The organism is Bellilinea sp. (assembly GCF_034432615.1).
Classification (GTDB): Bacteria; Chloroflexota; Anaerolineae; order Anaerolineales; family Anaerolineaceae; genus Bellilinea.
Genome location: NZ_DAOUBL010000173.1, coordinates 1 through 9130, shown reverse-complemented (window position 1 = coordinate 9130; position 9130 = coordinate 1). Strand labels below are relative to the sequence as shown.

9 protein-coding genes and 1 pseudogene are annotated in these 9130 nt (G+C 55.5%); 6 read left to right on the top strand and 4 right to left on the bottom strand.

Annotated elements, in window-relative coordinates; genetic code table 11:
* A pseudogene (locus tag VAE48_RS08140) lies at nt 1-232 on the top strand (hypothetical protein); the annotation flags it as partial.
* Between the two features lie 24 nt (nt 233-256).
* Nucleotides 257-1261 (top strand): hypothetical protein, encoded by a 1005-nt coding sequence (locus tag VAE48_RS08135; RefSeq protein WP_322792824.1) that lies wholly within the window; start codon nt 257-259, stop codon nt 1259-1261.
* 629 nt (nt 1262-1890) lie between these two features.
* On the opposite strand, the gene VAE48_RS08130 is transcribed toward VAE48_RS08135, so the two are convergent.
* Nucleotides 1891-2367, bottom strand: coding sequence for a heme-binding domain-containing protein (locus VAE48_RS08130; protein WP_322792823.1), 477 nt, complete (start codon nt 2365-2367; stop codon nt 1891-1893).
* 180 nt (nt 2368-2547) lie between these two features.
* On the opposite strand from VAE48_RS08130, the gene VAE48_RS08125 reads away from it, so the two are divergent.
* Complete coding sequence (locus VAE48_RS08125; protein WP_322792822.1) at nt 2548-3237, top strand: hypothetical protein; 690 nt, start codon at nt 2548-2550, stop codon at nt 3235-3237.
* 186 nt (nt 3238-3423) lie between these two features.
* Here the strand turns inward: VAE48_RS08125 and VAE48_RS08120 are convergent, their stop codons facing one another.
* On the bottom strand, nt 3424-3615 hold the full coding sequence (locus tag VAE48_RS08120) for a hypothetical protein (RefSeq protein WP_322792821.1): 192 nt from the start codon (nt 3613-3615) through the stop codon (nt 3424-3426).
* A 17-nt stretch (nt 3616-3632) separates the two neighbouring features.
* On the opposite strand from VAE48_RS08120, the gene VAE48_RS08115 reads away from it, so the two are divergent.
* Nucleotides 3633-4937 carry a BCD family MFS transporter gene (locus VAE48_RS08115; protein WP_322792820.1) on the top strand — a complete coding sequence of 435 codons (1305 nt, stop codon included), beginning with the start codon at nt 3633-3635 and terminating at the stop codon, nt 4935-4937.
* On the opposite strand, the gene recO is transcribed toward VAE48_RS08115, so the two are convergent.
* Nucleotides 4934-5704: a DNA repair protein RecO gene (recO, locus tag VAE48_RS08110; RefSeq protein ID WP_322792819.1), complete on the bottom strand. Its 771-nt coding sequence runs from the start codon at nt 5702-5704 to the stop codon at nt 4934-4936. The genes VAE48_RS08115 and recO overlap by 4 nt on opposite strands.
* A 495-nt stretch (nt 5705-6199) precedes the next feature.
* Nucleotides 6200-7009 (bottom strand): bacteriorhodopsin, encoded by an 810-nt coding sequence (locus VAE48_RS08105; RefSeq protein WP_322792818.1) that lies wholly within the window; start codon nt 7007-7009, stop codon nt 6200-6202.
* A 199-nt stretch (nt 7010-7208) separates the two neighbouring features.
* Between VAE48_RS08105 and miaB the strand changes: the two genes are divergently transcribed.
* Together miaB and VAE48_RS08095 are read left to right on the top strand one after the other, a co-directional pair.
* Nucleotides 7209-8531, top strand: coding sequence for a tRNA (N6-isopentenyl adenosine(37)-C2)-methylthiotransferase MiaB (gene miaB, locus VAE48_RS08100; RefSeq protein ID WP_322792817.1), 1323 nt, complete (start codon nt 7209-7211; stop codon nt 8529-8531).
* A partial coding sequence (locus VAE48_RS08095) for a M23 family metallopeptidase (RefSeq protein ID WP_322792816.1) occupies nt 8528-9130 on the top strand: 603 nt, incomplete at its 3' end. The genes miaB and VAE48_RS08095, both read left to right, overlap by 4 nt.

Genomic DNA, 9130 nt, shown 5'->3' with positions numbered 1-9130 from the left:
CAACATGGAACGCGATTACATTGCCGAACTCAATCGGGCGTATGATGATTTCTTCCTCTCTTCAAATCCGCGCTTTTCGGTGCTGGTCATCGAAAGCGACCCGCTGGATTTTGTGCGCAATGAACAAGACCTCGAATGGATCGAGAACCGCATCCGGCAGGCATTGCGCCTTTCCCCCTTTCAGCCGGAATTACCGCTGGATTCACCAGCCGAATCGGGGCATTCGAATTGACCTTTTCCCTGAGGAGGTAAGCCAATGCGCATCACTCTGGAAGCCCTGCACAAAGCGGCCCGCGAAAGCGCCGAGCGTTATGCGCGGCGCGACCGCAGTCTGGTTTGCATTTACCTGACCGGCTCGCTGCTCGGCGAAGAACCGCTGCTGGGCGGCACCACCGATATTGACCTGATCTTTGTCCATTCGACGCTGCCGCCCTACCCGCGTGAAATTGTGCGGTTGACCGACGAAATTCATCTGGACATTGCTCATCTGCCGCAGAGCGTCTTTCAGCAGCCGCGCCGCCTGCGTGCCGATAACTGGATCGGCTCCTTCTTGTGCGCCAACCCGATTGTCCTGCACGATATTGGGCACTGGTTCGAATTTACTCAGGCAAGCGCCGGCGCCCAGTTCGATCTGCCGGAGTATGTGCTGCAGCGCGCCCGTCTGTTCAGTGATCAGGCCCGTCAATCCTGGCTGGATTTGCAATCTCAGCCGGCCCAGGCTACCCCTCAACAAATTCATCAGTATCTGGATATACTCGAAAACGCCTCCAACGCCGTCAGTGTCCTGTACGGCACACCCCTGACAGAACGTCGGTTTTTAATTCAATTTTCCCAAAGGGCGCAAGCCGCCGGCCGGCCGGGCATGGCCGCCGGCCTGGCCGACCTGATTCAGGACGACCCGGCCAGTTTGGAATTGATTCAAAACCTGTTGGAAAACTGGCGGCTTGCCCTGCAGTCCGCTGGTAATCGGGAGGAAAAATCTCCCCGCCTTGACCCCACCCGCCTGCCGTATTACGAGCGCGCCGTCCTCGCGCTCGGCGAAGATTCACCAGCGGCGGCGTTGTGGCTGCTGCTGCGCACCTGGACGCGCGCCGCCCGCGCTCAGCCGGACGACGCAGCCGTTCTTAGCGGCTGGCAGAATGCCTGCGGCAGGCTGGGACTTTCGAGCGTAGCCCTGCCCGAACGCTTGAAAGCCGTGGATGCTTATCTGGATACTGTTGAGGAAACGCTCGACCTGTGGGGAAAACAGTACGGTGTGTAAAAATCTGCCGTACACACCCCCACAGGTGGGTATCCTGCCCTGCGGTTCTTTTTTTGTTTTTTCCACGTTATCTGTGGATAAATGTGGAAAAACTGTGGATAAGTTGATTTTGATGTGGAAAATTGGGGATAAATCCTCCAATTATCCCTCTCTCGGCTCGATCAGCGACCCCTATATATGGGGGTAGTCGGAGGAAGTGCGCCAGATATAAAAAATACCCTGAGAAACACTGCTTTTCCTTGTATTCATACACTTTTCATCCACAGAATTTCTCCCCAATCGGCAGAAAAAATCAGCCCCGCATACAGGGGATATGACAGCCCTGCCCCCCACCTGTACGGGCAAAATTGCAAAAACAGATGTTTTATCCACATATCCCCAGCCCCTACTGACTCTACGAATCTCTTTAAACTTTATTCAATTGGGGATAAGTTAACGTGAGTTCGGGATAAGATCAAAACCTTGCAGGCAATACCAACCACCCCCACCTGCACCTCCCCCAAAATCGCTGGGGCGATTTTGGGGGAGGCGGGGAGGGGGACAAAAATTCGAAAGTTGATCTAAAAATGATTTATCCCGAATTGACGTTAAGTTAATCTGACATGCACACTCACACCACAATAAAACCTCTAATCATCATCCTCTTTTTCAAATGACTCATCCATGCCAAAGGTGGCTGTCAGACCCTGCAGGAAAGCCTGTTTTTCGTCTGCATTCAAGCGTGCTTCGGGATGCAAGGGCAAATAAAACCAGGGCGGCATTTCGCCATTTTGTACGACCTCAACGACATCATCGGCATCGTTTTTGCGTACTCCCCATTCCGATACATTGAGTTTTCTTCGCCCTTCGTTGACATCCCGGCTGATTAACCAGGAAACCGGCGCAATCTTGCTGTACCACGGCCAAACCGTCTGATTGCTGTGACAATCGCCGCAGGCGCGCAGGAAAGTTTCACGGGTTTGCGGGTTGTCCCAATTTGGTTCGGCAACTACCGGCGGGTTGGTTTGATCTTTACCAATCGGCAGGAATTGAATCAACGCGAACACGCCTAAAATGAACACAACTGGAATTGAGAAAATTTCCAGTGGAGAGTGAGAATTTGACATGATAAACCTCTGTAATAGGGCTTTGTATGTCTTTATAGTCGTCGTTTGTGACTAAAAGTTACGGCTGAAAAAATCTACAACGGATCAATCCATATCAACGATAAAAAATACCTTGAAAGTGACTCGATAATTTCTTATAATTTTCAGTGAATTTATCCAATAATACGGGAAGAACTTTTCATGAAACCATTCAACCGCTTTCAAATCTTTCTCCTGTTCGGGGGCATCTTCTTGCTGGCTGCGGCCGGCTGTGCGGGAAGCGGCGATTCACCAGCGTTGCCGGAGGTGTCCTCACCGGCTGCGCCTACCGCCGTTCCGACCTTCCCACCCACGCCTGTGCCCACCGAAGCGCCTCTGCCAACCGCCGTTCCAACCCCCCTGCTGACGGACACACCCGATGTCGCCAAATCCTGCCTGATTGGACGCTGGATTGTTACCGATATGGCGCCCTATTTTCAAACCGCGTTTGAAGGTACCAATATCACCTATCAAGGTATGGCCGGAAATGCCTGGTATCAGTTCAACCTTGACGGTTCTATTTTGCTTGAAGCGATTGAGTTCACTCAGTCTGCCTCCATCAAAGTCGGTACGACTGAAATCCCCATGGACGTTATTCTGGACGGCACGGGCTTTGCCTCTTACCGAATTGAGGGCAATAAAGTGATCTTCAACAATCAGCAAACCAGCGGCATTGTTTTTCAGATGGAAGTTTTTGGGGAGCGAACCGACCTGGAGGCGGCATTGTTGGGTGATGCAGCCAAGGGCGAAGTAGCCTTTTTATATGAATGTGTTGGCAGCAATCAACTGCAGCTCACTCCACCGCTCAACGACTACGCGGTCTTTCCAATCCTTTTGGAACGATATGAGTGATTCCGGCCTTCGCCTCTTCCTGTAAAATCGCCGCAGCGATTGGATGGGAAGGGAAAAAGTCAAAAAGGTAGAAGGCTCGGAATTGAGCCCCAAAGCGCCAAAGCGATTCAAAAAAATAATGACACTCCCAGCGCAGTGACACGCACCCGTTCTGATCAATTGCCCCCTCCTTCGCCTCCCCCAATATCACGAAAGCGATATTGGGGGAGGTGGGTGGGGGTCAAAAATCAGATTGCCGCGCTCGCTCAACAGGACGTTAATCCATGAATGCTCTGCCGTGCCGCGGGTGATAAAGGTCATTTCCTTGAAGAATGAAAGGATGATTTGAAATTCATCCGTTTTACACAGGCCATTCTTTAATTCGCCTTTAATCGCCATGGCTTACAATGGCGATTATGATGAGAAAAATCCTGCAAATCTCGTTCATTCATGTTGCCGTGGCGATGACACTGGTGCCCATCAACAGCACCCTCAACCGGGTGATGATCAAGGAACTGGCACTTTCTGCCGCGCTGGTTTCCCTGCTGGCCTCCCTGCCGTATCTGTTTGCTCCCATTCAGGTGATGATTGGGTCATACTCTGACCGTCACCCCATTTTGGGCTGGCGGCGCAGTCCCTACATTGCGCTGGGGTTGCTTTTGTGCGTGGCAGCGCTGGGGGTTGCGCCGTTTGCTGTGTTCACCATGCCGGAAAATCCGCTGCTGGGGCTGGTTTTTACCCTGCTGACCTTTACTGCGTGGGGCATGGGCTACAATCTGGCAGCGGTCAGTTATTTTTCGCTGGCTTCGGAACTGACCGGTGAACGGGGACGCAGCCGCACAGTAGCGGTGATGATGACGCTGATGATTATTGCCATCATCTTCACGGCCGCCACACTCAGCCGCCTGCTGGTGAATTACTCACCGGAGCAATTGCAAACCGCTTTTTTGATGGTTGCCGGGGCGGCCTTACTGCTGGGAATGATTGGGCTGGCAGGACTGGAACCGCGCCATTCCAAACCACTCCAAAGTGTGCCGGATGAAGAACGCACCGGCTGGACCAGCACCCTCAAAGTGGTGTTTGCCAACCCGGTGGCGCGCCGTTTTTTCTTTTACCTGATTCTGCTGCTGGCGGCCATTCTCGGTCAGGATGTGCTGCTGGAACCGTTTGCCGCCCAGGCGTTTGACCTGCCCGTGGCGGCTACCACCCGCATCACCTCGATTTGGGGCACCTGCATGCTCATCACGCTGGCCAGCGCCAGCCTGCTGGAGCGGCGCATGGGCAAGCGGCGGGTTGCCCAAATTGGCGGCGGGGTTGCCGCGGCAGCCTTCCTGATGATTGCGCTGAGCGGATTGCTGGAAATCAGCGCGGTGTTTTACAGCGGGGTGGTGCTGCTGGGGCTGGGCAGCGGTCTGGCAACCGTTTCCAACCTCTCTTTGATGCTGGATATGACCACCGAACGGGTAGGACTGTACATTGGGGCGTGGGGCATTGCCAATGCCCTCTCGCGGCTGATTGGCACGCTTTCCAGCGGCGTGCTGCGCGACCTGATCAGCCTGCTGAGCGGCAGCCCGCTGGCAGGGTACGTGATTGTCTTCTTTCTGTTTGCGGTCAGTCTGATGGTGTCGCTGTGGCTGCTGCGCCGCATCACCGTGCAGGGTTTTCAGCAGTACAACCGTCCGCTCAGTTTTGCCGAGCGCGCCGCCGCGCTGAACGATTAATCGGTTTTGCGCCGGCGCACGGCGCGCAAAAAAGCGGGTGTATTCAGTCCGCGCTCCAGGTAATAAGTCAGGTAATCCTGCATGCGGGTTTCCATTTCTTGCTGAACCGGCACGGGAATCACCGCGCGGGTGGCTTCGGCGTAGGTGCTGCGTTGAAAATGGCGCAGAAAACGCAGGGCATTGACCGAAATGGGGCGGGCGGAGGCATCCTGTGAGCCGCAGCGCGGGCAAAGCACCCCGCCTAGCAGCGGAGAGAAGAACTGGTCCTGTGGCTGAATCTCGTCGCCGCACCCCACACAACGGAACAACTCCGGGCGGAAGCCGAGCAGATCGAGCAGGCGCAGTTCGTAGTAACGCAGCAGTGTAAAGGGCGGTTGACCTTCGTTCAGGCGCTGCAAAGTAATGGCGAGCAGGTCGAACAGGGGGCGGTTTGCGCCTTCTTCATAAGTGAAGCGGTCGAGCAACTCCACCGCATAACTGGCATGGGCAATCCGCTCCAGGTCTTCGCGCAGGGCAAGGTAAGCGGCCACCGTTTCGGCCTGGGTAACAATCCACAAATCGCGTCCGTGAGCCAGCATCAACTTGACGCGCGTAAACGGCTCCAAATGCCCGGCTTTACGCGAACGCAGCCGCTGCACGCCTTTGGCAATGGCGCGCAGTTTGCCCTCTTCACGGGTGAAGAGGCTGAGCAAGCGGTCGGCCTCGCCCCAATCGCTGTGGCGCAGGACGATGGCCTCGACCCGCAGGGTTCGTTCGGCTGGCGGCATAACAATTCCTGTGTGTTTAAGGTGAGGTAATTAACGTCAATTCGGGATAAATCATTTTTACATCAATTTTCAAATTTTCTTCCCCCTCCCGCCTCCCCCAAAATCCCAGGGGCGATTTTGGGGGAGGTGCAGGTGGGGGTAATTGGCATTGCATGCCAGGTTTTGATCTGATCCATTATATCCCCACTTGCCCGGCAGCGCCGCTCACGTCTACATGGGGCTTTCTCAAAGTCGAAAATGGTTAAACAGCAGCCGGCCAGTGCTGACCGATGTCTATTCGGAATAATTTATTGATGCGTCCAACCAAGCGCTTTTGCCCCCACCCACCTCCCCCAATATCGCCAAAGCGATATTGGGGGAGGTGGGTGGGGGTTCGAGTTTCGATACAAAGTTTCAGGGATGTCAAGGAATTTTGAGAAAGCCATACAGTGTAGCACAAAAATAAAAAAAGCCCGCCTGTTCAAATCAGGCGGGCTGACTGTGGTTAACAGAGAATCAATTGACGCTGACCATTTCCCGTTCTGTTTCAGATGACAGACTGGTCCAGCCTTCGGCTTTGCTCAAATCCACGGCAACTTTGGTGACCAGCACCCCGTAAATTACCTTCGAGGTGATGTCCGCCACGGTGTAGATGGCTTGCCGCAGGACGACCCCATCGGCAGTGGGCAGGATGGCGGGCATGATGTAGGCAATCGGGTAAATTGTCCAGGCAATCAAGAACAACCAGCGGATACTTTTCATGGTGGCTGCGGCTGGCGCTGGCATTCGTTCGACCGCTTTGCCAATTTCCACCCATACATAGTACAGGAGAATGATGTAGAAGACGGTGCTGATTCCTCCCCATACCCACAGGGCGGTCAGGTTGGTCACTTCGTAAAATTGCCCAATGTAGCCGAGGATGATCATCGCCACCCCCGATCCGACGAAGATGGTGCCAAGCCGGCGGCTGGCAGCCGCTCCCAGGCCGAGGATGACCACCAGCTGCAGCAGCAGCATGGGGACATCAATCAGCCAGTTGAGGTAGCGAAAGCCGTTGGAGAAGATGCCTTCGCTGCGCACAAACTCCCCATTTTGAAAAGCAAAGGTGGTTTGCCAGGCTTGCCACTGGGCATAGAGCAGCAGGAAGGCGGACACCATGACAATTGCACCCAACACGGAAGAAATCCGATAGCGGGGAGCAACATCGCGCATGGTGGTAAGAAAATAGACAAAACCGGCTGCCATGGACGCAAATCCCAGAATGAGAATGTGGGCAACCAGCTGCCATTGAATGGGGGTGTAGGTAAGCATGTTTTCGAGGTTCATGGGTTCATCTCCTTTACCGATAATAAAAAAGATTTGTTTTACACTGCAATTTATTATTGTTTATACAAGTTCGCTTGTCTAATGATTGTACAATCTTCAACCCCATTTGTTTTGGATGGTTCGTAAAAGTTCTTCCCCAAATGATAATCAGACAAAAACAGCCTTAATTCCCTCTCAAAACCCTGATATAATTTGGCGCATGAAATACTACATCTGGACGGAAGGATGTCAGATGAATGTGGCCGACTCGCAGCGGGTGGCTTCGGCGCTGGAACACCTCGGTTATGCCAGCGCGCCGCGCGCCGAGGAGGCGGATGTCATCGTGTTGAATACCTGCGTGGTGCGCCAGTCGGCTGAGGATAAAGCCTACGGACGGCTCAGTTCGCTGCGTCCCATCAAAAAGCAGCGCCCCGATCTGGTGATTAACCTGATGGGTTGTCTGGTGGGGGTTAAGGGCAACCCGCGGGTGGCCGAGCGCTTCCCGTATGTGGATGTTTTCTCGCCGCCTTCCGACCCGCGCCCGCTGGTGGAGTACCTCCTGCGCCGCGACGGGCGCGATCTGGAGCAGGCTGAGGTTGCCCTGCGTTACGCCCTGCAAGATGAAGACCTGACCCTGCCCGCCGGGGAGCGCGGCAATCTGGTTTCGGCCTTCATCCCGGTGGTGTACGGCTGCTCGCACGCCTGCACCTTCTGCATCATCCCCTATCGCCGCGGGGTGGAAAAAAGCCGTCCACCCCAGGAAATTCTCAACGAAGCCCGTGCGCTGGTGGCGCAGGGCGTCAAAGAAATCACACTGCTCGGGCAGATTGTGGACCGTTACGGCAACGACAACCCCGACTATCCCACCCTGAGCGGTTTGCTGCGCCGGCTGAATCAAATCGAGGGGCTGGAACGCATCCGCTTCCTGACTTCTCACCCCAACTGGATGACCGATGACCTGCTGGATGCGGTTGCCGAACTGCCCAAGGTCATGCCGCACATTGAAGTACCGGTGCAGGCCGGTGATGACGAGGTGCTTGCCAACATGCGCCGCGGCTACACTGCCGAACAGTACCGCCGGCTGGTGGAGAAAATCCGCGCCCGCATTCCCGGCGTTTCGATTGCCACCGATGTGATCGTCGGTTTCCCCGGCGAAAGCGAAGCCCAGTTTCAGCACACCTACGATCTGCTGGCGGACTTGAAACTGGATGTGGCTCATCTGGCGCGCTACTCGCCGCGTGAAGGCACCGTTTCGGCGCGCCGTATGACCGATGATGTGCCGGATGAGGAAAAGTGGCGGCGCTTCCGCCTTCTGGAAGAGTTGCAGGAAAGCATTGCCGCCGAAATTCACGCCGCCTACCTCGGCAAGACGGTGGCAGTCCTCTTTGAAGAACCGGTGCGCGGGCGCTGGAAGGGACGTACCCCCACCAACAAACTGGTCTTTGTCGAAAGCAGCGCCGACCTGCGCGGTCAAATTCGGCCGGTGGAAATTACCTGGACAGGCCCCTGGTCCATGCAGGGGCGGTTGATTCAGCCGGAATGAAGCGCATCTTTCCCCTTTTACTGGGCGGGGCGGTGATCGCCGGGCTGGTGGCGGGTTATTTCTGGTTCTTGAACCCGCGCCGTACGGCCAGCCGCACCACCCGGGTGGTGCAGTTCATCCGCAACCCCCAGGCTTATGGCGATTGGAAAGTCAGCGCCAACACCCGCTGCGAAGGCGCGCCGTTTGCCTTCCCTACCGAAGGCTACATCGGGTTTTTGTGGGATGATTCGTTTCGTCCCGGTCACCGCCATACCGGCCTGGATATATTCGGCGGCACGCCGCCCGGTCAAACCCCCGTTTATGCTGCCTACGACGGCTACCTGAGCCGCCTGCCGGACTGGAAATCCAGCCTCATCATCCGCATCCCGCAGGACCCGCTCCAGCCGGGGCAGCAAATCTGGACGTATTACACCCATCTGGCGGATGAACAGGGCAATTCCCTGATCGCGCCGGAATTCCCACCCGGCAGCAGTGAAGTGTTTGTGCGGCGGGGGACATTTTTGGGTTTTCAGGGCAATTACTCCGGTACGCCCGGCGCGCCGGTGGGGGTTCATCTGCATTTTTCGATTGTCAAGGATGACGGGCAGGGTCATTTTCTC